General features: G+C 58.6%; 20 protein-coding genes and 3 pseudogenes. 16 read left to right on the top strand and 7 right to left on the bottom strand.

What is annotated here, in order from left to right; all coding sequences use genetic code 11:
- Positions 1 to 358 precede the first annotated feature (358 nt).
- The 3 genes from P0M04_RS21010 to P0M04_RS21000 form a co-directional block, all read right to left on the bottom strand.
- Entirely contained in the window at positions 359 to 1,393 is a 1,035-nt protein-coding gene (locus P0M04_RS21010) for a LysR family transcriptional regulator (protein ID WP_259447178.1), read from the bottom strand.
- Positions 1,394 to 1,670: 277 nt separating this feature from the next.
- Complete coding sequence (locus P0M04_RS21005; RefSeq protein ID WP_259447179.1) at positions 1,671 to 1,964, bottom strand: DUF1330 domain-containing protein; 294 nt, start codon at positions 1,962 to 1,964, stop codon at positions 1,671 to 1,673.
- Positions 1,965 to 2,010: 46 nt separating this feature from the next.
- Complete coding sequence (locus tag P0M04_RS21000; RefSeq protein WP_259447180.1) at positions 2,011 to 3,027, bottom strand: zinc-dependent alcohol dehydrogenase family protein; 1,017 nt, start codon at positions 3,025 to 3,027, stop codon at positions 2,011 to 2,013.
- A gap of 83 nt (positions 3,028 to 3,110) precedes the next feature.
- On the opposite strand from P0M04_RS21000, the gene P0M04_RS20995 reads away from it, so the two are divergent.
- The 7 genes from P0M04_RS20995 (at position 3,111) to P0M04_RS20965 (ending at position 13,777) form a co-directional block, all read left to right on the top strand.
- Entirely contained in the window at positions 3,111 to 4,016 is a 906-nt protein-coding gene (locus tag P0M04_RS20995) for a LysR family transcriptional regulator (RefSeq protein WP_259447181.1), read from the top strand.
- A 261-nt stretch (positions 4,017 to 4,277) separates the two neighbouring features.
- Positions 4,278 to 5,570 carry an ABC transporter substrate-binding protein gene (locus P0M04_RS20990; protein WP_259447182.1) on the top strand — a complete coding sequence of 431 codons (1,293 nt, stop codon included), beginning with the start codon at positions 4,278 to 4,280 and terminating at the stop codon, positions 5,568 to 5,570.
- Positions 5,567 to 6,280: a response regulator gene (locus P0M04_RS20985; RefSeq protein ID WP_259447183.1), complete on the top strand. Its 714-nt coding sequence runs from the start codon at positions 5,567 to 5,569 to the stop codon at positions 6,278 to 6,280. The genes P0M04_RS20990 and P0M04_RS20985 overlap by 4 nt, the downstream gene beginning before the upstream one ends.
- Positions 6,273 to 7,745, top strand: a complete 1,473-nt coding sequence (locus P0M04_RS20980; protein ID WP_259447184.1) for an ATP-binding protein — start codon at positions 6,273 to 6,275, stop codon at positions 7,743 to 7,745. Before P0M04_RS20985 ends, P0M04_RS20980 begins: the two co-directional genes overlap by 8 nt.
- Positions 7,746 to 8,036: 291 nt before the next feature.
- Complete coding sequence (locus tag P0M04_RS20975; protein WP_259447185.1) at positions 8,037 to 9,272, top strand: sugar MFS transporter; 1,236 nt, start codon at positions 8,037 to 8,039, stop codon at positions 9,270 to 9,272.
- 153 nt (positions 9,273 to 9,425) lie between these two features.
- On the top strand, positions 9,426 to 11,528 hold the full coding sequence (locus P0M04_RS20970; RefSeq protein ID WP_259447186.1) for a TonB-dependent receptor: 2,103 nt from the start codon (positions 9,426 to 9,428) through the stop codon (positions 11,526 to 11,528).
- A gap of 35 nt (positions 11,529 to 11,563) precedes the next feature.
- Positions 11,564 to 13,777, top strand: a complete 2,214-nt coding sequence (locus P0M04_RS20965) for a beta-glucosidase (RefSeq protein ID WP_259447187.1) — start codon at positions 11,564 to 11,566, stop codon at positions 13,775 to 13,777.
- Between the two features lie 123 nt (positions 13,778 to 13,900).
- On the opposite strand, the gene P0M04_RS20960 is transcribed toward P0M04_RS20965, so the two are convergent.
- Positions 13,901 to 14,293, bottom strand: coding sequence for a (R)-mandelonitrile lyase (locus tag P0M04_RS20960; protein ID WP_259447188.1), 393 nt, complete (start codon positions 14,291 to 14,293; stop codon positions 13,901 to 13,903).
- Between the two features lie 321 nt (positions 14,294 to 14,614).
- Between P0M04_RS20960 and P0M04_RS20955 the strand changes: the two are divergent.
- A pseudogene (locus P0M04_RS20955) lies at positions 14,615 to 14,875 on the top strand (AMP-binding protein); the annotation flags it as partial.
- A 34-nt stretch (positions 14,876 to 14,909) separates the two neighbouring features.
- Here P0M04_RS20955 and P0M04_RS20950 read toward each other — a convergent pair.
- Positions 14,910 to 15,132, bottom strand: a pseudogene (locus P0M04_RS20950) (transposase); the annotation flags it as partial.
- 252 nt (positions 15,133 to 15,384) lie between these two features.
- Between P0M04_RS20950 and P0M04_RS20945 the strand changes: the two are divergent.
- The gene (locus P0M04_RS20945; RefSeq protein ID WP_371877238.1) at positions 15,385 to 16,626 is read left to right on the top strand and encodes an IS110 family RNA-guided transposase; all 1,242 of its coding nucleotides are present in this window, start codon (positions 15,385 to 15,387) and stop codon (positions 16,624 to 16,626) included.
- 16 nt (positions 16,627 to 16,642) lie between these two features.
- On the opposite strand, the pseudogene P0M04_RS20940 reads toward P0M04_RS20945, so the two are convergent.
- Both P0M04_RS20940 and P0M04_RS20935 read right to left on the bottom strand, forming a co-directional pair.
- Positions 16,643 to 17,566 (bottom strand): annotated as a pseudogene (locus tag P0M04_RS20940) (IS256 family transposase); the annotation flags it as partial.
- A 310-nt stretch (positions 17,567 to 17,876) separates the two neighbouring features.
- Complete coding sequence (locus tag P0M04_RS20935; RefSeq protein WP_259447190.1) at positions 17,877 to 18,509, bottom strand: TetR/AcrR family transcriptional regulator; 633 nt, start codon at positions 18,507 to 18,509, stop codon at positions 17,877 to 17,879.
- Positions 18,510 to 18,649: 140 nt separating this feature from the next.
- Here P0M04_RS20935 and P0M04_RS20930 point away from each other — a divergent pair, with 140 nt between their 5' ends.
- From P0M04_RS20930 to fdxA, 7 genes are all read left to right on the top strand, one after another.
- Positions 18,650 to 19,093 (top strand): hotdog fold domain-containing protein, encoded by a 444-nt coding sequence (locus tag P0M04_RS20930; RefSeq protein ID WP_259447191.1) that lies wholly within the window; start codon positions 18,650 to 18,652, stop codon positions 19,091 to 19,093.
- Positions 19,094 to 19,224: 131 nt separating this feature from the next.
- Positions 19,225 to 21,516 carry a molybdopterin-dependent oxidoreductase gene (locus tag P0M04_RS20925; RefSeq protein ID WP_259447192.1) on the top strand — a complete coding sequence of 764 codons (2,292 nt, stop codon included), beginning with the start codon at positions 19,225 to 19,227 and terminating at the stop codon, positions 21,514 to 21,516.
- A 3-nt stretch (positions 21,517 to 21,519) separates the two neighbouring features.
- Positions 21,520 to 22,431 (top strand): acyl-CoA dehydrogenase family protein, encoded by a 912-nt coding sequence (locus P0M04_RS20920; RefSeq protein ID WP_259447193.1) that lies wholly within the window; start codon positions 21,520 to 21,522, stop codon positions 22,429 to 22,431.
- A 136-nt stretch (positions 22,432 to 22,567) separates the two neighbouring features.
- Positions 22,568 to 23,422 carry an AAA family ATPase gene (locus tag P0M04_RS20915; protein WP_259447194.1) on the top strand — a complete coding sequence of 285 codons (855 nt, stop codon included), beginning with the start codon at positions 22,568 to 22,570 and terminating at the stop codon, positions 23,420 to 23,422.
- 16 nt (positions 23,423 to 23,438) lie between these two features.
- Positions 23,439 to 24,608, top strand: coding sequence for a vWA domain-containing protein (locus tag P0M04_RS20910; protein ID WP_259447195.1), 1,170 nt, complete (start codon positions 23,439 to 23,441; stop codon positions 24,606 to 24,608).
- A gap of 165 nt (positions 24,609 to 24,773) precedes the next feature.
- Entirely contained in the window at positions 24,774 to 25,550 is a 777-nt protein-coding gene (locus tag P0M04_RS20905; RefSeq protein ID WP_259447196.1) for a ferredoxin--NADP reductase, read from the top strand.
- Between the two features lie 12 nt (positions 25,551 to 25,562).
- Positions 25,563 to 25,901, top strand: coding sequence for a ferredoxin FdxA (gene fdxA / locus P0M04_RS20900; RefSeq protein ID WP_259447197.1), 339 nt, complete (start codon positions 25,563 to 25,565; stop codon positions 25,899 to 25,901).
- Positions 25,902 to 25,927: the final 26 nt, after the last annotated feature.

The following is a 25,927-nucleotide window of genomic DNA, read 5'->3' as shown; positions in this document are numbered from 1 at the left end:
CCGACGTCGGCTGGCCTAGATTCAAGGCGGTGCAGACGAGCTTCCACTCAGATGCGGCTTAGCCCGGCCGACACATGCTGAAATTGCGAGAGCCCATCAAGTGCAAAATCCGGTCATTTGCGCTCTGACGATGGCTTAACGTCGTCGATAGGCGTCCTTGGCCCGTGGCGCTTCATCCTGCCACGCTTGGCGATCGTATCGGGCCGGCTTCGCTGCCGGTTTGGTCGCAGTCTTTACCGTCGCGCCCGAGGGCTGCGTACAAGTTGGTCGGATGAGCTGCCAGCCCGGCAAATGGCTTGTGCCTGAATCGTTGGCGACGCGCAGGCGCGGGCGCTCCGCGTGGCCCGGTGCGAGCGATCTATGACGCCCAGGCTTCGCTGCGCGATTCCGGCATGACCGGCCCGATCCAGCTGCTGATGGGCGCCGCCGGCACCTGCGTATCCGATACTGCACGATAACCGCCGCCCAGTCCGCCTGCGCTCTGGGCCGCCTGGCGCAGCATCGAGCGCAGCCATAAATGGGCTGGATCCGCCTGGTTGGATTGGTGCCACTGCATGCACTCGACGATCTGCGGAATCGGAACCGGTGGCTTGAGCACGCGGATCGGATAATACTTGGCCAGCTGGGTTGCAAGCTGGCGCTGCAGCGTAGCGATACGTTGGGTACCGATGACAAATTGCGGCAGCAGGTTAAAAGCACTGCACACGACCTCGATGCGGCGGTTCAGACCTATACTCTTGAAAAACCACTCATCGAACGCGAAATCCTGGTGCGACCCGAACGACGTCGCCACGTGGCCGAGGCGAAGATAATCCGTCTCAGTGAGCTGGGCCCCGACTTCCTTGTTGCCCTCCCAGACAATGCAGCTGAACTCGTCGGCGAACAGAACTTCGCTGGGGTAGCTGCGCGACAAGTAGCGTTCCGGCATCAGGACGATGTCGATCTCGCCTCGCTCCATCTGCGCTATCGAGCGCTCGTTCGGCTGGCGGATTTCCGTCGTCACGAATGGGGCTACGATGTTGACCTGCCTGGCCAGTTCGGTCATCACGACGGAACTGACGAAGTCAGAAGCAACGATGCGGAAATGCCGCACGGCGGTCTCGGGCTGAAACTCGACCGCTGTCTCGACCGTTTTCTGAATCTTTAGCAGGATTTCGCGCACCGGCTCCATCAGGGACAGTGCCAACGGTGTTGGTGCCATCTTGCGTCCTGACTGCACCAGCAGCTCATCTCCGAAGTATTCGCGCAACCGAGAGAGGATGCCGCTGGTAGCTGACTGGCTGAGGCAGAGGCGCCGCGCGGCACGAGTAGTACTGCATTCGGTGAGCAGTACATCCAGGCCGATGAGAAGATTCAGGTCGAGGCGGTTGAACCGCATGCTCTGTACGTTCATAACCAAGTCTCCTTGTTATCGCAAGAAAGCGCTTTCATATTTTTCCTCACGATACACCGAACGATAAGCCATATCAACCGCAGTCCGAGCAGCAGGGCCGGGAAAATATTTTCCCGATGTTTTTGTTTCTAACCTACAACGTCGAGACGCAGAGTCATGTTGAGCGATGTATCTCCTATGCCACTTGCCGGACTGACGCGACGTGGATTGGCTGTGGGTTGAACCCGGTCCGTGAATTTCGAGGAGCAGGTTCGACTCGAGGCGTTGATATGTGCATCTATCCCGTCACGCCTTCCACAACGAATCCTCTGTACGTTGCACCTGCATGTCTGTGCTTGGCAACCGACTGGTACGCTTCGCTGAAGTACCAGGCCTTCGCGTCTTCAACGGTCGGAAAAGCAAACAGGACGACGCCTTCCGGCGTATTGCCCTCGAATACTTCGAGGCGGCCGTAAGCAGAGAGCATCTGGATGGGCACACTGGGCAACGTGGAAGGGACTTTCTCGGCGTATATGTCCATTTCGCGTTGATCGAGCGTTTTTTCTCGAATAAAGATAACGTAGGCAGTCATGATGGTTCCTTGTTAGATAACCGTTCGTCCCGGTCGACCTTTACAGTCAGTGATTGACAACTACCTTTCCGAACACGTTGCGTGTCATCAGCCGCTCGAATGCGAGCCTCGCGTCGTCGAATGCATAACTGCTGTCAATGACTGGGCGGATCCTGTGCTCGGCAATGAATCGCACCAAGTCCTGAAGGTCCTGGCGACTGCCCAGCGCTATGCTTTGGTAGCGCGCCTGGCTCATGAACATAGGCAGGACTTCAACTGTTCCTTGAAATCCGGCAACCACACCCACCATCGATACCTGTCCACCCAAGGCGATGGCCTTAATCGATTGATCAAACGTGCCTGCGCCACCGACTTCCACGATGCGATGCGCACCGCGTCCACCCGTCAGCTCGCGCACCTGCTGGGACCATTCAGGCTTTTCTTTGTAGTTGATCGTTTCGTCCGCACCCAAGCCTTTGAGTTGCCGGGCCTTCGTGTCGCTGGACGTGGTGGCAATGACCCTGACCCCCATCGCCTTCGCCAGTTGGACGGCAAACAACGACACACCGCCGGTTCCCAAGGTGAGAACGGTCTCGCCCGCCCGCACGCCGTTTAGGGCAGACCACGCCGTGACGCCGGCGCACGGCAGCGTGGCAGCTTCGGCGAAATCCAGGCTATCTGGAATCGAAATCAACGCATCAGCGGCCACCGCGCGATAGTCGGCGAGCCAACCGTCCACGTCACCAGAGTACTGCGAGTATGCCCCGGTAAAGGGACCGTCGATCCATTCGGGGAAAAATGAGTTGATCACCCGATCCCCCACTTTGAACCGGGTGACACCCTGACCGACGGCTACAACTTCCCCGGCGCCGTCCGAAAGCGGAATTCGACCGGCCGGGATCGACATGGGGTAATTGCCTTCCAGGATGATCAAGTCTCGATAATTCAACGAAGATGCCCGGACATGCACGAGCACTTCGCCGGGCGCGGGCCTGGGAATAGGAGACGAACGGAGGGAAAGGCCTGCTACGCCGACGGTTTTATCGATGCCAAAAGCACGAGATTGTTTGGTTTCAGTGATCATAGGAGTCCTTGGAGAATGAGGCCTCCATCTTTCATCATTGGGCAGCGCTTGTGAATCCGCTTCCGGCTGTTCATACTGTGTAGATGAACTACACAATCGGACAAGGCGATCTAGATGGCGTGGTGGTGTTTCTGGCGGTCGCCGAGGAACGAGGTTTCCGCGCGGCTGCTCGACGACTTGGCATTACCCCGTCTGCGGTTAGCCAGGCGATCCGTGCCTTCGAGGGCCGTATCGGGGTGACGCTGCTCTCGCGTACGACGCGCAGCGTCGGAATGACCGAAGCTGGGGAACGGTTGCTGCTCCAAGTACGACCGGCGGCACAGCAACTGCTCCACGGAATAGAGTCCGCTCGCAGCCTCGGAAATTCGGTCACGGGGTTGCTGCGCATTAGCGTTCCAAAGGCAAGCGTACAGATCCTGACTGAGCGGTTTGTTACAGGCTTCCTGGTTGCGAATCCAAAACTCCAACTCGAGTTGGTCGGCGACGACCGGTTGGTAGACATCGTTGCAGAGGGATGCGATGCGGGAGTGCGGCCCCGGTCATTCGTGCATGCAGACATGGTGGCAGTGCCGCTCACTGCTGAGGAGCCGCAAGTGGTAGTCGGCTCTCCTGCCCTGTTGGCGCGCTTCGGACGACCCAGAACACCGGACGACCTGCGAGAAATCCCCTGTATAACCTTCAGGCAGGCCGGCGTCGTACTCGACGAGTGGGCATTCAATGTCCGTGGGGATCCGCATAGCGTTCACGTGCGCGGTCCGTTGATACTCGACGACGTTGCCGCCTGTGTCCACGCTGCGGAGCAAGGGGTGGGGCTGTTCAGGCTCCCGCGCTCGATCGTTGCACGCAACATTCATGCGGGAACGCTGGAAGTCATCCTGAGCAGCTTCCACATGGAATTTCCGGGATTGGCTCTCTACTACCCCAGCCGCAGCATGGTTCTTCCCAAGCTGCGCGCTTTTGTGGATTACGTGCTGGCCAACAAGCTGTGACGCATCGCGGCCTGAGCAGCAAGCCGTCGTGGGCTGACTCATACCAGCCAGCCTCCACGAAAGCCGGGCGGTTCAGTTCACGTCATCGATGGTCATAGTGGTCCGGAACCAGCTCGGAAGCTCAAGCTACTATTTCCACATCGCACATTTTTGATTGCGGAAGCAAACATCTGGGCTATAGTTACGCGGGAACGCTTCCCGGCAATGCGCCGACTTCAGTCGGTCACTACTGTCGGCACGGTTCAATCATCCGTTTTTCGCATGCAAAAAAACCATCCCACTCATGGTCATCCGGTGTCGGGACGCCGGCGTGGTCCGCCACGCATTGCCGGTGCTTGTCTGTTCGCCGTCGCCATCACTGGTGCTGCGCAGGACCTCCGCGTCCTGCACTGGTGGCAATCGGCCAGCGAGCGTCAGGCGACGGAGGTAATCTCCTCAAGCGTACGGCACGCCGGTCTGGGTTGGGTCAATGAGGACGCCACCGATGGGGTGGGTGCCGCCATCATCCTGCGTAGCCGCATCCTCGCCCATGACATGCCTGATATCGCCCAGGCCAACAGCGCGACCGCGCACAACTGGGCGACCCTTGGTCTCGTCAGGAACCTCGACCGCGTGGCAGCAGCGGATCATTGGGAACGACGCCTCCTGCCGGCCGTCTATCGCCAGCTGCGCCCGGGCAATCACGTGCTGGCAGCACCCTTGGGCGTGCACCGGATGAATACGCTGGTGTACAACCTGCCTGTGTTCACGCGCCTGCACCTTGCTCCACCGCGCACATGGGAAGAATTCGAAGGGATTGCGCCACGTCTGCAGCGCGCCGGCATCGTGCCGCTGGCGCAGAGCAGCGAGCCGTGGCAAGTGGCAATCCTGTTCGAGAATCTGCTGCTCGCAGACGGAGGCATCGCACTGCATCGCCGGCTGTTCGTCGACAACGATTTGCGTGCCTTCACGAGCCCGGCCCTGGCCGGCGTGCTGCGCCACCTTCGCAGCCTGAAGCGCTGGATGCGCCATCCGGTGCCGGAAACGGCATGGAGCGCCATCGCGAGTGAGGTGGGCAGCGGCACGGCCGCGATGGCGATCTCCGGCGACTGGCTCAAGGGCGAGTTGCAGGCACGGGGCGCACAGGTCGGCAAGAACATCGGTTGCACGGGCGCTCCGGGTACCGACGCGTTGTACCTGTTCGACCTCGACACGCTCGTCATGCTGCACGCTGAACGCCTGCCCCCTGCGGCCCAGGAAAGCGTCGCGCAGCTCGCCGTCTCGGCGGGGCTCCAGGAGCGCTACAACCGCATCAAGGGATCGGTATCGGTTCTGCGCGACGCTAATCCGGCCGCCATGGACAGCTGTGCGCGCGCTTCCTGGATGATGCTCAACATGTCTGATGCCCGCGTCATCCCAAGTATCGCAATCGGCATGGCGGGCGACGAAGTGATGCGTGACGGCTTGGCCAATGAGGTACACAGATTCTTCATGGACGACAGCATCACCGTCCTGGACACCCAACGTCGGCTGGCCGCAGTCAGCCGCGCATTTTCGCAGAACCCGACACCATGACCCGCAAGATCCTCGTCGTCGACGACGACCAGAAAATCCGGCAGTTGCTCAAGACCTACCTCGAAAAGCATCAGTACGAAGTCGTGCTCGCGCATGACGGCGCCAGCTTCCGCGTGGAGCTCGAACGCAGCCTGCAAGGGCTGTCGCTCATCATCCTGGACGTGATGCTGCCGGACACCGACGGCTTCGCGTTGTGCAGCCTGGTGCGCCTGCGCACGAATGTGCCGATCATCATGCTGACGGCCAGCGCCGGCGAGACTGACCGCGTGGTGGGGCTGGAACTGGGCGCCGATGACTACATGGCCAAGCCGTGCAGCCCCCGCGAACTGCTGGCGCGCATCAAGGCAATCCACCGGCGCGCCGGCATCGACGCGCCCAGCGCTGCCCGTTTTTTCCGCTTCGCCGGTTTCACGCTGGACGCCATCGAACGCACCCTGCGCGACCAGGACGGGCAGCTCGTGGCGCTGACAGGCCTCGACTTCCAGCTGCTGAAATTTTTCACCGAACACCCTGGAATCGTCTTCGACCGCGGCCAGCTGCACGAGTCAACGCGCGGACGCGATCCCGGACCGCTGGACCGGTCCCTCGACGTCCAGATCAGCCGTCTGCGCACGCGCCTGAACGACGACGGCCGCGCCACGCCGCTGATCAAAACAGTGCGAGGCAAGGGTTATGTGTTCTCCGCCGACGTGACCCCTTCCCATGCCTGAGCGCCGACGGGCCCGCGCCCTGCGCCTGCTTCCCCAGTCGCTGCTGGGCCGCTTGGCTTCTGCGCTGGTGGCAGCCGTATTGCTCAGCCAGCTGGTCGGTAACGCGATCTGGGCGCGTCAGAGCCGCGCCGAGTCCGACCGGGATAGCGGCGCCGCGGCGCTCTCCGTCGCCCACAGCGCAGCCACCACCGTGCGCTTCTTCCTCAGCCTGCCGCCGAATTACCATCCGATTGTGATCCAGCAGTTCCGCGAAATGGGCGGCACACGGTTCTTCGCGACGATCAATCGTGCTCCCGTGCTGATCAACGCGATCGGTGATCCGGAATTGGCTCCCCGCACCGCCGCTCGCGTGCGCGCCGCGCTCACCACCACCCTTCCCGGCGTGCGCCGGATCGACGCGGCCTTCGCTTGGCCCGATCAGCTGCACGTGAACGACCAGGGTGTGCGCATGCTGGACCTGCCCGACAACTGGGTACAGCACATCGTCCCGTCCACGTCGAAGCCAGCACCCGTCCTCGTCATCCAGGTCGAGCTGCGGCCGGACCACTGGCTCTACCTCGCGACGCTAATGCCCAATCCCTACTTCCTCGACAGCGGCAGGCTGCTGACGAGCGACCGCCTGCTGCTGCAAGGCGTCACGCTAGCGTTCGTTCTGCTGGTGGCGCTGCTGGTGGTACGGTGGTCGACCTATCCGCTCGCCGTCCTCGCGCGCGCCGCGGACGCATTCGGCAAAGGCGAGCCAGTGCCCGCGCTGCCGGACAGCGGCAGCCGGGAGTTCGTCAAGACGGCGCGCGCGTTTGGCGCCATGCAGGCGCGCATTCAGGGCTATATCGAAGACCGCGAACGCTTGTTCGTCGCGATCTCGCACGACCTGCGCACACCGATCATGCGGCTGAAATTCCGCACCGAACTGCTCGACGACGACGCCACGCGCACGGAATTCCACGAAGACCTCGATGAACTCGACATCATGGTCAAGAGCGCCCTGCAGAACGTCCAGGACAGCCAGATCCACGAAAACCGCACCACCGTCCGACTCGATCCGCTGCTCGGGCGTATGGCGCGCGACGCCGCGCTGGCGCGGCACCAGGTGACCTATGTAGCCAGCGGCCTACGCGTGCAGGCCAAGCCTCTGGCTCTGAAGCGCGCGATCGGCAATCTGCTCGACAATGGCCTGTACTACGGCGACCGCGTCGACATCCGCGCGTACGCCGCCGAGGGACGCGTGCGGATCGAGCTGCGCGACCACGGGCCCGGCGTCCCGGCAGCGGCTCTGGACATCCTGTTCGACGCCAACGTCCGGCTGGAGCATGGACGCGATCGCAACAGCGACGGCCACGGCCTAGGCCTGGGCATTGCACGCTGGCTCGTGCGCGACATGAATGGTGATCTGGTCATCGCGAATCACGAAGACGGCGGCCTGTGCGCCACGATCACGTTGCCAGCCGGGCTGGCGACTGATTGATGGTCGTTGTCGAATAACGACACGCACCACATTTATATCGCAATATTTCATTGCGAATTGTTTCGTTTTATTACAGGCGTATTCGACAGCACATTCACCCTTCCGAGACCATCTCGGCCTATTGTAAAGTTATGTAAGTACGCACTTGGGAACTGCAGAAAAATCCTTTTAAAAACAGTCTATTAGCGTGATCCTTCCGTTACCTCTCCATGTTGGCGTTACTGGATTGCACCATGTTAAGGTCGTTTCGCCTGTCCAAGATGCCAGCGCGACAATAACAACGGAGACTTCATGCAACCAGTGTCACCTTCCACGACGATGGAAGCCAGCCATCGCGGCCACGCACCGCTCGCCATCATCACGATGCTCTTCTTCATGTGGGGCCTGCTGACCTCGCTGAACGACGTCCTGATCCCGCATCTGAAGGCCGTCTATACCCTCTCCTACCTCCAGGCAATGCTGGTGCAGTTCTGCTTCTTCAGCGCCTACTTTCTCGTATCGCTACCGGCCGGCCGCCTCGTTCGCCGTCTTGGCTATCAGGGCGGCGTGGTCGCCGGCCTGGGCATCGCAGCACTGGGCTGCGCGTTGTTCTACCCTGCCGCCACCGGCGGCTACGGCTTGTTCCTGCTCGCTCTTTTCGTGCTGGCCGCTGGCGTCACCATCCTGCAGGTCGCGGCCAATCCCTACGTAACAGCACTCGGCGCGCCTCATACAGCGTCAAGCCGGCTGACGCTCACGCAGGCGTTCAACGCGCTCGGGACGGCTGTCGCTCCCACGCTGGGCGGCATGCTGATCCTGTCGGGACCGGCGGATGAATCGCACTCCGCGGTGGCAAGCCAGGCGCACGCGGTGCAACTGCCCTATCTGGGATTGGCCGCGGCCCTGGCGGTGCTCGCGCTGCTGTTCGCAGTCATCCGGCTGCCGCGAATGGACGCGAATACCGACGCGCGGACTACCGGTTCCTCCCTGTTGCGCCATGCGCGGCTGGCGCTCGGCGCCATGGCGATCTTTCTTTACGTGGGCGGCGAGGTCAGCATCGGCAGTTTCATGATCAGCTTCCTCGGCGAACGCGATGTGGCCGGCCTGGACACAGCCGGCGCGGCGCGCTACGTCAGCTTCTACTGGGCCGGCGCGATGGTGGGCCGCTTCCTGGGCTTCGCGGCCATGCGCGTGGTCAGTCCCGGCAAGGCCCTCGCCTGCAACGCCGCCTGTGCAATCGCCCTCGTCGTCTGCGCAGTGGTCGGGCATGGTCACGGCGCCATGTGGGCGCTTATCGCCGTGGGCCTGTTCAACTCGATCATGTTTCCCACGATCTTCAGCATGGCGTTGCAAGGACTCGGCCCGCGCAGCGGCGAAGGTTCGGGCATTCTGTGCATGGCCATCGTCGGCGGCGCCCTCATCCCGTTCGTGCAGGGCATGCTGGCCGACGCCGCCGGCCTGCACCTGTCATTCCTGGTGCCGCTGGCCTGCTACGTCTTCGTCTTGTTCTACGGCATCCGCTACGCCGGCCCCGTGCGACCTACGTAGCTTCACGGCGCGGCCTATCCGGCCGGCGCCACTCCATCCAGGCACTCACCGGTGCCCTTGGCGTTCGACTAAGGGGACGCCTCTGCGTCGTCATTCAACACAACAACAAGCGTTTCAATCGCATCCACAACTACATCTATCGATAGAGGACACATGTCGAATCACATCCGTTTCACCCAACATGCCATCGCGGCCGCAGTAGCAAGCCTGCTGGCCGGCGGCGCGCTGGCGCAATCCGGCGGCCAGATCCAGGAAGTCATCGTGACGGCGCAACGTGTCGCCCAGCCCGCGTCGAAGACCCCGCTGTCGCTTTCCGTCATCAGCGGCGACGACTTGAAGAGCGCCGGCGCCGTCAATGCGTCAAGCTTGACCGAACTGGTTCCGAACGTACAGATCGCAAATTCCGGCAGCGCCACAGTAATTGCGATCCGTGGCGTCAGCAGCGCGGACGTCACCGAAAAAGGCGACCCGTCGGCGGCCTTCAACATCGACGGGGTGAACCTCGCTCGCCCGCAGTCCGCCGGATTGGCCTTCTTCGATCTGGAACGCGTCGAAGTGCTGCGCGGGCCGCAGGGCACGCTGTACGGCCGCAATGCGACCGCCGGAGCCATCAATCTGATCACGAACAAACCTGGCGACACGTTCGGTGGCAATGCCGCGGTCGAGCTGGGCAACTACCAAACGCGCAAATTCGATGGCGCCGTCAACGTACCGGTGAATGAGTCTTTGGCGCTACGCGCTGCCGTGTCAAGCAGCCAGCACGACGGCTACCTGCGCTCGACGCAAGGCCTGAGCCACAACTATGACGACGAAGATTCCCTGTCCGGCCGTGTACACGCGCTGTTCAAGTTCAACCGCGACGTGACGCTGCTGCTCAGCGCTGACGGCAGCAAGATTCGCGGCGCCGGACCTGGTACGGTGCCCCTGACCACGTTCCGCAGCGCGAGCGGCACCGCGCAACGCACCGCCACGCCTTCGGTGCAAGGCAACATCGACGACAAGGCAACAGGCTACAGCGCGGAATTGAAGGCTAACCTGGCGATCGGTGAGCTGACCTACCAGGGAGCCCACCGCAACTTTGACCGCAAGGAACTCTCGAACTACGGCTATGGCACCGACACGCCCGCGCCGTACATCGACACAAACGCAGGATACTCTCAGAATTCGCACGAGTTGCGCCTGGCGTCCGTCTTCGGCGCCTTCAAGACAATCACCGGGCTGTACTGGTTCCGGGAGCGGTCGAACATCGATCTGTCGCTTATCCACTTTCCGGGCCTCGGCCGCCTGAGATTCGTCCAGGATCCGACCCTGTCCACATCCAAAGCGGTATTTGGCGACGCGACCTACAGCGTAACCCAAGACCTGCATCTGACCGTGGGCGCGCGCCAGACCAAGGATGACAAGTCGCGCCAGGGCTTCTCGATCATCGGCGATCCGGTCATCGCAAGTGGCGTCAATGACGCCGCAGTCAGCTACTCTCAGAACACTGGCAAGATCGGTGCCGACTATGCTTTAAGCAAGTCGTCCATGGTGTACACGTCCTTGTCCACTGGCTACAAGGCCGGCGGATTCAACGACGGTACACGCGCCACAAATCCTTTCCTGATCTACGACCCGGAACATTTGACTGCGCTGGAGGTCGGCGTCAAAGGACGCTTCCTTAACGGAAGTCTGACCACCAGCGCCGCGGTTTTCGGTTACGACTACAAGAACCTGCAGCTGACGTCGACCGCCGTGGACGCCAACGGCGCGATTTCCAGCCAAACCCGCAACGCGGCCAAGGCAAGCGTGCGCGGTGTCGAGCTGGAAGGCAAGTATGCCGTCACGACGAACGACCGGATCAATTTCTCCATGACGTATCTCGACGCCCACTACAAACAGTACATGCCGACCCTGACGAGCGACTGGAGTGGACGACGTCTGGACAAGTCGCCGAAAGCCTCGGTAAGCCTGGGCTACACGCGCAGCTGGACGCTGGACAGCGGTGCCACCATCGACACGACGCTGAGCACGCGGTACACCGGCTCCTATGTGCTGAGCAATTACAGCAAGGCAACCCAGATTCGCCAGGGCGGCTTCCACAAGACGGACCTGACAGCGACGTATTCACCGAACGCAGCCGCCTGGTACGTGCAGGGTTATGTGCGCAACATCGAGGACAAGTCCGTCATGACCAGCTACGGCGATTCGCCGGTCGATAACGTGGGTCTGGCTCCGCCGCGCACCGCAGGCATCCGCATCGGCAGCAGCTTCTGATTTTCCCTATGAAAAACAAAGGAAAAAGCACGACCATGAATCCATTCCCCACTCTCGCCAGTTGCTCGCGCAAACTGCGTTGGGCCGCTCTGGCCTGCTGCGCATTGGCCGCCATCGATTGCGCCGGGGCCGACGCGCGCTGGATGAACGCAAGGCTCTCGCCCGACGAGCGGGCACGCCTGCTGGAACGCGAACTCACGCTGGACGAGCGGATCGAACTCGTACACAGCCCAATGGCACTTGACTTGGGCCCATTCAAACGCCCGCCAGGGACGCCCATCACCGCCGGCTACGTGGCTGGCATTCCCCGGCTGGGTATTCCGGCACTCGCGGAGAGCGATGCGAGCCTTGGCGTCGTCAATCCCCTGGGACAGCGCCCAGGCGACAGCGCCACCGCCCTCCCGTCTGGCCAGGCACTGGCATCTACGTGGAATCCCGCGTTGGCGCGCGAGGCCGGCCTCGCAATCGGCCAGGAAGCCCACGCGAAAGGCTTCAACGTCCTGCTGGCCGGAGGCGCCAACCTGGCGCGCGACCCGCGCGGCGGCCGCAACTTCGAGTACCTGAGCGAAGATCCATGGCTGACCGGCGTGATGGCCGGCGCCTCCATTGCCGGCATTCAGAGCGCGCACATCGTCTCCACCGTGAAGCACTTCGCGCTGAACGATTACGAGACGAGCCGCAACACTTTCAACGCCGTGATCGCCGAAGCGCCCCTGCGCGAAAGCGACCTCCTGGCCTTCCAGTTGGCGATCGAGCGGGGTCAGCCCGGTTCCGTCATGTGTTCGTACAATCTCGTCAACGGCGTCCACGGGTGCCACAGCGAATATTTGCTCGGCACGGCGCTGAAGGGGGACTGGGGTTACAAGGGCTGGGTCATGTCGGACTGGGGGGCAGTCAAGTCGGTCGATGCTGCCTTGGTACTGGACCACCAGTCCGGTCAGCAGCTCGACAAGCAAGTCTGGTTCGATGCGCCGCTGCGGGAGGCAGTTGCCTCCGGCACGATTCCAAAGGAACGCCTTTCGGACATGGTAAGACGCATCCTGCGCTCCATGTTCGCTAACGGCCTCTTCGACCACCCGGCCGGCAACGAGCCCATCGACGCGGCCGCGCACGGCACGGTGGCACGCCGCGTCGCCGCCGAAGGCATAGTCCTGCTGCGCAACAAGGATAAGTTGCTGCCACTGACGCCCGGTCTGAAGCGCATCGCCGTCATCGGCGGCAATGCCGCCCTGGGCGTGCTGTCAGGTGGCGGCTCGTCGCAGGTCACGCCGGCGGGACCGTCTCACATCGTCAGCATGGGCGGCAATACGGAGATCGACGTGCTCACGCGGCGCCAGATCTGGTTCGGACCGGGCCCGCTTGATGCGATCCGCGTACGCACCGGCAAGTCCGAAGTCGTGTTCGACGACGGGCGCTACCCATCCGCTGCGGCCGAACTGGCGCGCAATGCCGACGTGGCCATCGTGTTCGGCACCCAATGGAACGGAGAGAACGAGGACACGCCGGACACCACGCTGCCGCATGGCCAGGATACCCTGATCGCCGCCGTCACGGCGGCCAACCCGCGTACCGTCGTGGTCCTGGAAACGGGCAATGCCGTGTCCACGCCGTGGCTTGAGCAGAGTGCCGCCGTGCTGGAAGCGTGGTATCCGGGCCAGCATGGCGCCGATGCGATCGCCGATGTGCTGTTTGGCCAGGTGAATCCGTCCGGCCGCCTGCCGGTCACATTCCACGCTTCGTTGGATCAACTGCCGCGCCCCCGCCTGCCGGGCTTCGGTCTGCCGCCGGACAGCAGCTATAACGTCGACTTCCCCGAAGGTTCCGACGTCGGCTACCGCTGGTTTGCCAAGACCGGCGCCAAACCAGTATTCCCCTTCGGGCACGGCCTGTCGTACACGACCTTTGCGGTGTCGGACCTGAAGGTCGAAGGCGGCAAGACGCTCACGGTCAGCTTCGCCGTGAAGAACACCGGTGATCGCGCCGGCGCCGACGTGCCGCAAGTCTACTTGCGCTCCGCCGCCGGCAAGGCACAGACTCGCCTGATCGGGTTCGACAAGGTCGAGCTGGCGCCGGGCGAGCAAAAACGTGTGTCAGTCGTGGCCGATCCACGCCTGCTGGCCAGCTTCGACACTGCTGCGCACGGCTGGCGAGTCGCGGGTGGCGAATACCGGGTCTCCGTGAGCGACGACGCGTCCGATGCTGGCCTCGAAGGCGGCGCGAAGGTGGCAGCGCAGTTGCTCAAGCCCTGAGTGCATCCTTAGGGCCTTGCCTCTGCAAGGGCCGATTGTGACCGACCACCTTGGCCATCTAGCCAGGCTTGGTCGGTCACGGGACTGCCACAGGTCGTTGGTACGAACTACCGGCTCAGGTGTTCAATGATCATGGGCGGCCGCATCTCCGAGCGGACTCATGTAATCGTCGTCGCTGACCTTGTCCATCCACACGACGTTCACGCCGTCCAGTGCTTCCTGAATCGCGATGTGGGTCATCGACGTAATCGCGGTCGCGCCGTGCCAATGCTTGTGGCCGGGCGGGCACCGGATGACGTCGCCGGCGCGGATCTCGACTTTTGCCTCGCCCTCGCACTGGGTCCAGCCACAGCCGGCTGTAACGACGAGCGTCTGCCCTAGAGGGTGCGTGTGCCATGCGGAGCGGGCCCCCGGTTCGAAGGACACGCTGGCACACGAAACCCGGGCCGGCGAGGGCGGGAAGTTCAAGTGGGCGATACGCACGGTGCCGGTGAAGTACTGATCCGGACCCTTCATCGACGGCTGCGAGCCTACACGTTTCAGTTCCTTGGCTTTCCTTTTAGTAATGTGAAGTGATGCGATAGTGGGATGGCACGGGCCATTTTCAATTTGGGGAGCCGGTGTCGGGCCGCTTTGCGAAGACTGAGGTCGCCTGAGATTTTCGGACACTCCTGTTTGGTAGACTGTCCAACAGGAATAGAAATGAGCAAAGCCGAGAAACGTTAGTACACACTGGAGTTCCGGACCGAAGCCGTCAAGCTGGTGCTGGAGCAGGGAATGACGCTTGATGAGGCCGCCGATCAGTTGGCACTGCCGAAGGGCACGTCGTCCAACTGCGCGACAGCAGCCATCCTGCGCGCTGGCTACACGGTGGTCAACGTCAATCCGCTGTATACCCCGCGCGAGTTGCAGCACCAGTTGAACGATTTCGGTGCCGAAGTCATCATCGTCCTTGAAAACTTCGCCACTACCCTTGAGCAGGTGCTCGACAAGTCCAAGGTCAAGCATATCGTGGTGGCTAACATGGGGGAGATGCTCGGCGTGGTCAAAGGCGCCATCGTCAACTTCGCCGTGCGCAGTATCAGGAAGATGGGACCTATCAGAAATTCTGTGTGCGGGGCCAGAATTTTAGTTAGGTAATCGCGTTCGTGAAGCGTTCGCCGAACATGATGGCGAACTGGTTGACTGCCTGCTTCCAGGTACGCTGCGGCATCTTCCAATCTTTCTCGATATTGCGCAAGGCCAGGAATAATAATTTGGTCGCGGCCTCGTCGCTCGGGAAGTGACCCCGATTCTTGACGATCTTTCGCAGGCGCATATGCAGGCTTTTCTATAGCATTGGTAACCGGCATGATAATCACCGGCGCCATCGTGTCCCTATCCGAGCAATACCGGTGTATGGTGAGACCATCCGGGACAGCGGCGCCTGGGAGCACGTCGAGTGGGCAGGCCGTTCATATACGATGAGCTGAGAGCTCGTGTTAGTAGTTGGCTGCCCCTGCGACCCGCCCGGTTGCGCCGCAAGCGCGAATCCGTAGTTGTCGTGCTGCACCACTCGCTCCCGTGGTTTCAACCGTTATGGGGGAATTGCCATGCGAGTTATTGGTTTGGATGTATCGAGATCGTTTGCCGAGGTGGCGTACCTGGAAAACGGCCTGGTTCAGGCTGGCGGACGCGTCACGCTTCTGCATCCGGAACTGGAGCACTTCGCGCGGCGCCTGGGGCCCGACGATCACGTCGTGCTTGAGGCGACCGGCAATACCGCCGCGATCGTTGCAGCGCTGAAGTCGCACGCGGGGCGGGTGGTTGTCGCCAACCCGCTCAAGGTTCGGTTGATCGCCGAGGCGCGCATCAAGACGGACAAGATCGACGCGGCGATTCTGGCGCAGCTGTACGCTTCCGGATTTTTGCCGGAGGTCTGGACGCCGGACGATGCGACGCTGGCGTTACGTCGGCAGGTGGCGCGGCGCACACAGATCGTCCGGCAGCGAACCCGGCTCAAGAACGAAATTCATGCGGTACTGGCGGCAAACCGGATTGCGCCATGCCCGGCGTCGGACTTGTTCGGCAAGAAGGGGCGAAGCTGGCTGGCCGATCAGCCGTTACCACTGGACGAACGCATCGGCGTGGAGCAACGTCTACGCGCGCTGGATTTGCTGGCACATGACGCAAAGCAGATCGAAGAAATGCTGGCCAGGTCCGCGCTCTCCCAGCCGCAAGTTGCGCGATTGATGACGATCACGGGTATCAACGTCATGATCGCCCTCAGCCTGGTTGCCGCGATCGGAGATATCAGCCGGTTTTCCTCTCCCGAAAAACTCGTCAGCTACCTGGGGCTGAATCCGTCGGTCTACCAATCAGGACTGCAACCAGCCAAGCATGGCCGCATCAGTAAGCGCGGTCGCTCACATGCACGCGGCATGCTCGTTGAAGGCGCGTGGGCCGTGGCACAAACCCCGGGACCATTGCGTGCCTTTTTCCTGCGCATCAAAGATCGCCGCGGCGAGCAGATCGCGGCGGTAGCGTGTGCCCGCAAGCTGGCTGTCATCGCGTGGTATGTGCTGACACGGGATGAGAATTTCGTCTGGGAGCGGCCGGCGTTGGTCGCACACAAGCGTCGCCAGTTGGAGCTGCAGGCCGGTATGCCGGAAAAGCACGGCAGCCATAAGGGGCTTGGTGCGGATTACAACCTGAAGGCCATCCGGGACCAGGAACGGGCTGTCGCCGAACAGGCGGAGAAGGTTTATCAAAAACTGTTCTCGCGCTGGCGCCAGGCGAAGCCAAAGGAGGCACAACCATGCCCTTGGCCGCCAAAACGAAACCAAGACAAAGTGAGGGGCGCACGGTAGACGGATAAGACTTGTAAATTGCATCCGTCGTGTAGATGATGGTGCGCACTTCTGGCGAATAAGCGAAAAATGGAATTACCTGCGGCCACTGGCGCCGCCACATGACTGCCACGGTCGGGAACTTGGTGCCCCACGGGCCAGCCGCAAACGTATCCAGCGCCGCTTCGGTCGCCTCGGCGTTGACTGCCTGGTAGATCGGCTTGAGCGCCGCTGCAAGCTCCTTACGGTCCTTCCAGGCAGCCAGCGTGGTCGAGTTACGGATCAGGTGCACGATGCAGGTCTGGATCTGCGCTTGCGGGTACACGGCCTCGATGGCCTCGGGGAAGCCGCGCAGGCCATCAACGACGGCGATCAGGATGTCGTCCAGCCCACGGTTTTTCAGTTCGTAAAAGACTTTCAACCAGAATTTGGCGCCTTCGGTCTGTTCGATCCACAGTCCCAGCACTTCCTTGCGGCCATCGGCACGAATACCCAGCGCCAGATACACGGCCTTGTTTTTGACGGTGCCTTCGTCCTGGATCTTCAGACGCAGCGCATCAAAATAAACGATCGGATACATCGCTTCAAGCGGCCGTTGCTGCCACTGCGCGACCTCTTCGAGAACCTCGTCGGTGATCGTCGAAATCAGGTCCGGCGATACTTCGGTGCCGTACAACTCCAGCAGGTGCGCTTGAATTTCGCGCACGCTCATGCCGCGCGCGTACATGCTGATGACGTGATCGTCAAAGCCAGGCATACGGCGCTGGTGTTTGGCGACCAACTTCGGCTCAAAACTCGACAGGCGGTCGCGTGGAACGTCCAGGTTGAGCTCGCCACCAGGTGTCAACACCTTCTTCGGGCTGCTGCCGTTGCGGTGGTTTTTACTTCTTTCGTCCTCATTGGCCAGATGATGGCTCAGCTCGGCCGAAAGCACGCGCTCGGCCAGCATCTTTTGAGCTGCCCGGCCAACCCGGATTCGCCAAGGATCGACGCGGCGTCCTTGTTCTCAACCTGGGCCAGCAACTGGTCGATCAGCTCGACCGGGAACGGGGACGCCGCTTTCTGTTTTTTGGGCTTCTTGGTGGTCATCACTTCGGTCATGGGACAGACCTTTCGGCATTATTTCACGACCCCGTTCCACACAGAAAATCTGACACGTCCCAATCACTGGCTATACCTCTCGCTGGGTTGGCCAGAAAGGCTCCTCGCGCGATATCCGGAACTCGCCGGACTGCTTCCGCTAGTTTGACCTACGCTCCGGATCGCGTAGTCTAGCTGTTCCCTTGCACGTCGGTGCCCAACGAAAGCCAAGCTGCTTGTGCGAGGTGCGCTCGGTATGCAGTTGGGGTGGTATGCACGCGCCCCGACAGCCACGCCCGACAATAGCTTTCCGCTTGCCCGATGATCAGGGATGGAAATAGCTCCAGAGGGATGCTCTTGATAAGCTCCCGTCTGCCAGGTACGTTCCACCAGTTCAGGAGGTTTTGATTTCGAGAGCGATTTCTTGCAGTGAGCTCGTCGCTGTATGGTCCCTTCGCAACCATTGATCGGCCTTGGTATTGAAAACTAGCTAATTCTGGCTGGTTGGCAACCCAATCTACATAGCTATACACAATGGCGCTCACACCTTCTTGCGCGGTCTGGGCCTTTTCAAGGTACTCGCTCAAGAGCCGCCCTTGATCTTCCAGCGAGCTAAAGAAGAGCGCCGCTGCCAGTCCTTCCTTGCTGCCGAAGTGATGATAGATATTTCCCACACTTGTGTCGCAGCGAACTTTAATCATCTCGATAGTGGTCACATCAAGGCCGTGCTCATTAAAGCAGGCCAATGCTCCCAACAAAATCTCGCGTTTTAGCTGCGCGCGTCTGCCTGGGAAGTTTCGTTCGAGGACATCTATTGTTGCCAAATTCGCACTTTTGAGTATTGATTCTAAAAACGCATGATACCGCAGGAATATGGGTTGGGCAGCTTGACACAGAAAAATGTTATAGAATAATATTCTGTAACAGAATTTTACTCTGTTTTAACTCAATAGGAGATCGGACGATGAGTCAAGTCATGGAGATGTTCAAAGTTGGTGGGGCTGAGCAATTCAGCAAAATGGTATGCCAGATGGCGCCTTACTTCGCCACAATCGAGCCAACGCTTACGGATCTCCGCCCAGCGTACGCTGAAGCCAAAGTCCCTTTCCGGCGTGAGGTCACCAATCACTTGGGGAGCATCCACGCGATTGCGCTTTGCAATGCCGCCGAACTGGTTGCCGGCATGATGACGGATGTATCCATTCCCGAGGGCGGCCGTTGGATTCCGAAAGGAATGACGGTTGAATATCTCGCCAAGGCCAAGACCGATGTACGTGCAATCTCGGACGGTAGCCAGGTCGACTGGAATACTGCAGGCGATAAGGTGGTGCCGGTTGATGTCCTGGATGATCAGGGAACGAAAGTCCTTACCGCGCGCATCACAATGAACGTGAAGCTGGCGGAATAAGAAGCCCGCTCGATATGGAATGGCGGGTACGCCCGCCTTTTGTTCCTAGTGAATGACTCTTTGCCCGATTGATGTTCGGTCACTATTCCACGCTCCATTCACTCTTCATTCATACCTCTGGATTTGCGCATATGACTACACATCAGACGGCTTGCATTCTCTGTTCACGTAACTGCGGCTTACTTGTAGACGTTGAGAATGAACAACTCAAGAAGATACGCGGCGATGAAAGCGCCCCAACCAGCAAGGGGTACATCTGCCAGAAAGCGGCGCGGCTTGTCCACTACCAGAGTAATGAAGATCGTCTGCAGTATCCGCTGAAACGTCAACCTGACGGTTCTTTCGTTCGCGTTACTTGGGATGAGGCGCTTTCCGACATAGCGAGTCGATTGCTGAGGATCAAAAAGCAGCACGGCGGCAAAGCTTTTGCGTTCTACGGTGGTGGTGGCCAAGGGAATCACCTTGGGGGAGCATACAGCCGACAGCTACTGAAGGTAATGAAGAGCTTTTATCTGTATACCGCGCTCGGACAAGAGAAAACAGGCGACTTCTGGGTTAACGGGCGGATGTTTGGAAGGCAGGACTGCCATACGACTGAAGATGTTGAGAATGCCGACTTTGTCTTGTTCATCGGTACCAATCCATATCAGGCGCACGGCATCCCCAATGCGCGCGACACCCTAAAGCATATTAAGAATGACCCCGTCCGCACGATGGTTGTTGTAGACCCGCGCCGTACGGAGACGGCGAAGATGGCAAATACGCACCTTCAATTGCGACCGGGGACCGACGCGTTTCTGATGGCCGCCATGTTGAGCATCATTGTCAGGGAAAATCTTCATGACAAAGAATTCCTGGCGAAGCACTGCAACGATTTTGATGCAGTTGAAAAAGTTCTTCTGAACGTCCCTGTAGACGAGTTCGTTCGTCGCGCGGATGTCCCGCTAGACGATGTATATGTGGTCGCCAGAGGGTTTGCAACAGCCCGGCGCGCTTGCGTGCGAATTGACTTGGGCATTCAGCAGACGCTCAATAGCACGCTGAATTCGTACCTGGAAAAGTTGTTGTATCTGGTTACTGGCAACTTCGGCATTGAGGGGGGGAACAATCTTCATAGTGTCTTCTTGCCTGTTATTGGCCATACTGACGAGCGGAATGAAAAGCTCGTGCACACAGTGCACAATAAAATGTTTCCAATTTCTGGAATTTTCCCACCCAATATCCTTCCCAGCGAAATCGATAATTCGTCGGAAGACCGCGTAAGGGCACTTTTCGTAGATAGCGGAAATCCCGCACTTACCACGGCCGACACGCCGGCGGTTGAGAAGGCACTATCCAAGCTTGAACTTCTCGTCGTTGTGGATGTAGCGATGACGGAAACGGCACGCTATGCACATTACGTACTTCCTGCTTCTTCGCAATACGAAAAATTCGAGGCAACCGGGTTCAACCTTGAATTCCCCACGAACTATTTCCATTTGAGGCATCCAGTGGTTCGACCAATCGGCGAATCGCTGAGCGAAGCAGAAATCTACACGCAGCTGCTCGAAAAAATGGGGGTAATCCCGAAGCGATTTCCGATTCTTGAACGCATTGCAAAGTGGGAACCAAAAGGCACGTGCCATGTGGGTTATATCGCTGCGCTCGCCGCAACTATAACAACAATGCGTCCCAATCTTGCTCCATATGCAGCGTCGGTTGTTTATCGCACGCTTGGAAAGTCGCTTGGGCCAGCGGCTAGTGCTTCCACATTACTTCCAATTTGCATGGCGTATGCAAAAAAACACGGCCCCGCTGTAATGCGCGCAGGAGTTAAAGGGAACAAGCTCACTCTCGGAACAAAGCTCTTCCGCCGCATACTTGGCAGCCCACAAGGGGCGATTATAAGCACGCACGAAATGCAGGACGTATGGTCGCTCATTGCTCATTCAGACCGACGCGTCCATCTCCTTGTCCCGGAGATGCTGGATCAGCTTAGAATTCTGAAGGATACGAAAATACCAGCGGAGACCGAACAGTATCCATTGATCTTAATGGCTGGCGAACGACGGAACTACAACGCCAATCAGATCTATCGCGATCCCAAATGGCGTAAGCAAGACCATGACGGTTGCCTCAAGGTGCATCCGAACGACGCGGAGGCATATGGACTGGGGCACGGCGAGAAGGCAATTTGTCGAACCGAGTCGGGGGCCATTTCGGTGGTGGTCGAAGTCGACGACGCGACTCGCCCTGGTTTCATAACATTGCCACATGGGTATGGCATGAAATACGAGAATGGTAAGGCAAATGGCCCTCAATTAAATCGACTGACGTCCAGCAAACATTGCGATCCATTTACCCATACCCCATATCACAAATTTGTGCCAGCGGCCATAACGCCTTTGCGCACACTGCCCGTGTTTTCCGACGCGGCAGGGTAAGGTATGAATTCGATATTGGAATGGTGTCTATCCGAGCCAAACGAAGCGTTGGCTATAGAGACGGCTGATGAATGGGGCTATCTTTGGCGACAACTCGTAGCTGAATGGGCCTCCCCTATCAAAATGGCCATCGTCGGCGGATTTAAGGCTGATCGCTTGGCATGGGCCTTTGCCAGCGGCTATCAAGCAGCATTACGTTCCATCGTACAGCAAGCGGATACCACTGAGATCCTTGCTCTTTGTGTGACGGAAGAATCCAGCAATCGCCCTTCTGACATCCGCACTAAGTGGCGCGAGGGAGCGGATGGAAGGATAGTTATAAATGGCGTTAAAAGCTGGGTTCCGTTGGGACGTATTTGCACTTCCTTTCTCGTAGTTTGTGCGAAACACGGCACCGATGAAAGCGCCAGACCAACGCTTCACGTCATTCGGCTTTCTAGCGGCACCCCAGGAGTTTCAATGGACGCAATTCCGCCCGGTCGGCTTGTTCCTGAACTGGAGCGTGGTCGATTGCAGATGTTGGATGTTCAGACTGCTACTTCCAGCGTGCTGGATGGAGACGGATGGACTTCCTTCGTGAAGCCGTTCAGAAATCTTGAAGACATGTATGTTGCTGCCGCAGTGCTCGCATATCTCCTGCGGGAAGGGCGATTGCGAGAATGGCCCAGCAACTATATACAACGCGTCATCGCGACGCTATCGCTGCTATATGACTTAGCACAGGATTGGCATGACACGCCGATGACGCGCGTAGCCCTAGCGGGTGCCATAGACTTGGCACACCAGCTGATAGAGCAGTCGGATGATCTCTGGTGTGTGTGTAAACCAGACGCAGCTACTGCGCGGTGGGCACGGGATAAGGGATTGTTAAGTCTTGCGTCCGTTGTGCGTGGTATGCGAACAGCTAAGGCATAGGAGCGTCTTCTTGAATTGAGTCCGGCGAAGTACCAGTGACATCCGGCGCCCAGTGAATTAGGTGATCGACGAAGCTGGATCAGCATTAACCGCTAGTTTCTATCCACATTTGTTTTCCATTTTCGATTGAAGAATCATGCAACAACGATCCCACTTTGATGGCTCCGTGAACTATGTCGCGACCGAGGACTTGAAGTTGGCCGTAAACGCGGCGTTGGCTTTACAGCGTCCGCTTTTGATTAAAGGCGAGCCAGGAACCGGCAAGACAATGCTGGCAGAAGAAGTCGCTACTGCTCTCAACTTACCGTTACTACAGTGGCATATCAAATCCACCACCAAGGCGCAGCAGGGTCTGTATGAATACGACGCCGTGTCGCGCTTGCGCGATTCGCAACTAGGCGATGAGCGTGTGAAAGACATCCATAACTACATTGTGAAAGGGATACTGTGGCAAGCATTTACCGCAGATCAGCAAGTGGTGCTTCTGATCGACGAAATCGACAAGGCTGATATCGAATTTCCGAATGACCTGCTGCGCGAACTCGACCGTATGGAGTTCCACGTATACGAGACGCGTGAACTAGTTCGCGCGAAGCACCGTCCACTGATCATCATAACGTCGAACAACGAAAAGGATTTGCCGGATGCCTTCCTGCGGCGCTGCTTCTTCCACTACATCAAATTCCCCGACAAGGACACGATGGGGAAAATCGTCGACGTTCACTTCCCGCTCCTAAAAAAGGACCTTCTGGCTCAGGCGCTGCAAACCTTTTATGAGGTGCGCGAGGCTGTCGGTCTAAAGAAAAAACCATCGACCTCCGAGTTAATCGATTGGCTCAAGCTTTTGCTGGCCGAAGACATTCCTCCGGCAGCACTACGCACCCAGGACGCGAAACTGGCTGCGCCGCCGCTGCATGGAGCGCTGCTGAAAAATGAGCAGGATGTACATCTGTTCGAGCGATTGGCATCCGCGGCGCGGACCTATCGCTGAACGAACGGGAAACGTCATGCTGATTGGCTTTTTCTTTGCCCTTAAGAAAGCGAAAATTCGCGTATCGGTCAGTGAATTTCTGAGTCTGCTGGAAGCAATTCAAAAAAAAGTAATCGGCCCTTCTGTAAATGACTTTTACTATCTGTCGCGTACAACGTTAGTGAAGGATGAGACTCATTATGACAAGTTCGATAAGGCATTTGGACTGTACTTTCAAGGCGTATGTGAGATCTTCGATGAAAATTTGGAGGGGACGTTTGATTTGTTGTCCCCGGGATTTGGCAGTGAAGCACTTCCCGTGCAGCAGGTGGTAGCTGAGAATTTTTCCAGCGACAAACTGATTAAATGTCCAGCGACGTCCGACAGCGAACGAGAGGTCGATCCCCATGGCGACAACAACGGGCGCGGAAAGCAAGGTAATTCGCCATTTATCAATGGCGGGAAAAATCCGCAAGGAAATCGCGCCGATGGAAAAGGCGGAAATCGTAGCGCAACGAAGGTGTGGGAGGCGCGTCCTTATCGAGACTATGACAACGAGCGTGAACTCGGCATCCGTAACATGAAGATGGCCCTGCGACGTCTTCGTAAATTTTCTCGGGAGGGCTTCCAAGAGGAGTTTGCATTGGCTGAGACCGTGCATGCCACAGCCAATAATGCAGGCTACCTCGACATCAAGATGCAGCGCGAGCGCAAGAACAATATCAAGGTATTGATGTTGCTCGATGTGGGCGGCACAATGGACGATCACATACGGTGCACCGAAGAATTGTTCTCGGCCGTGAAGGGTGAATTCAAGAATATGGAGTTCTTCTATTTCCACAATTGTGTCTATGGCTATCTTTGGAAAAGCAATTGTCGGCGCCAGACTGAACGTTTCATTACTTGGGATGTTTTGCGTAAGTATCGATCAGATACCAGGCTGATCTTCGTTGGCGACGCCTCGATGAACCCTTATGAGGTACTTCAACCAGGCGGCTCAGTCGAATATAACAATGAAGAAGCCGGCGCAGTCTGGCTGGAGCGCTGCACGACGACATTTCCCAGATTTATCTGGCTCAATCCGGAGTCGGAAGATCTGTGGTCCCACCGAAAATCGACCGATCTAATTCGCCAGATCATGAACAACCGCATGTTCCCACTGACCATAGCGGGAATAGAACGTGGGATGCGCTTGCTAAGCAAATAGTGGAAAGCGATGTGTTTGATGGCTGCACCTGGTTCGGGAGGCGCTGTCAGGAAAGCGTTTTTTGACTTTATTTAATTAGCAATTAAGCGCACTGCATTTCTAGACGTTTGACGTAATATGTCCGCCTGGCTTTTTAGAAAACCATCCAACAAACCGAGAAGACCTATGTCCAATTTCAATACAGAACGCGTGCTGAGTGTCCATCACTGGAATGACACTTTATTCAGCTTCAAGACCACGCGCGACAAAGTCATGCGTTTCCACAATGGCCACTTTGTGATGATCGGTCTGGAGGTGAATGGGAAGCCACTCATGCGCGCTTATAGCATCGCCAGCCCGAATTACGAAGAGCATCTTGAATTCCTCAGTATCAAGGTACAAGACGGCCCATTGACCTCGCACTTGCAACATCTGCGGGAAGGTGACCATATCCTCGTTGGTCGCAAGCCGGTTGGTACGTTGGTGTTAGACGATATAAAGCCCGGCAAGCGTCTGTATTTGTTTGGCACCGGAACGGGCTTGGCTCCGTTCATGAGCATTATCCGGGATCCAGAAACCTACGCGCGCTTCGACAAAGTCGTGTTGGTGCACGGTGTGCGCGTGGTCAGCGAGTTTGCATATGCGGATTTCATTACGAAGGAATTGCCGCAGAACGAATTCATCGGCGAGCTCGTACGCGAGAAGCTGCTCTACTATCCGACCGCGACGCGCGAACCATTCAAGTACCAGGGCCGGCTGACCGACCTCCTTACAAGCGGAAAGCTTGCCGAAGACATCGGTCTTCCTCCGCTCGATCCCGCACTTGACCGCGCGATGATCTGCGGAAGTCCGGCAATGCTGCAAGACACCTGCGACCTTCTAAACGCCCGCGGCTTTGTCATCTCCCCCGGGCAAGGAGAACCGGGTGATTACGTGATAGAGCGGGCGTTCGTCGAAAAATAAGGAGATCGGAACATGGCATTTGTTGTTACTGAATCGTGCATTCAATGTAAGCATACCGATTGTGTCGTCGTCTGCCCGGTCGACTGTTTTCGTGAAGGGCCGAATTTTCTGGTGATTGATCCAACCGAATGCATCGATTGCGCGGTTTGCCTGCCCGAATGTCCGGAAGAAGCGATCTTTGCCGAAGGTGATGTGCCTGAGGGGCAGCGGGATTTCATCGCATTGAATGCGCTGCTGGCCAAACATCCCAATTGGGCGCCGATTACAGAACTTAAGGCTCCGCTTCCTGAGCATGAGAAATGGTCCCAGGTCGTGAACAAGCGCAGCCATCTGGACAGGGATGGTGCTTAGCGTAACGTCGTACGAACGATAACTTC

It is taken from the genome of Telluria mixta, from assembly GCF_029223865.1.
Classification (GTDB): domain Bacteria; phylum Pseudomonadota; class Gammaproteobacteria; order Burkholderiales; family Burkholderiaceae_D; genus Telluria; species Telluria mixta.
Note: the sequence above shows the minus strand (reverse complement) of the source record. Positions and strands in the feature narration are given on the sequence as shown.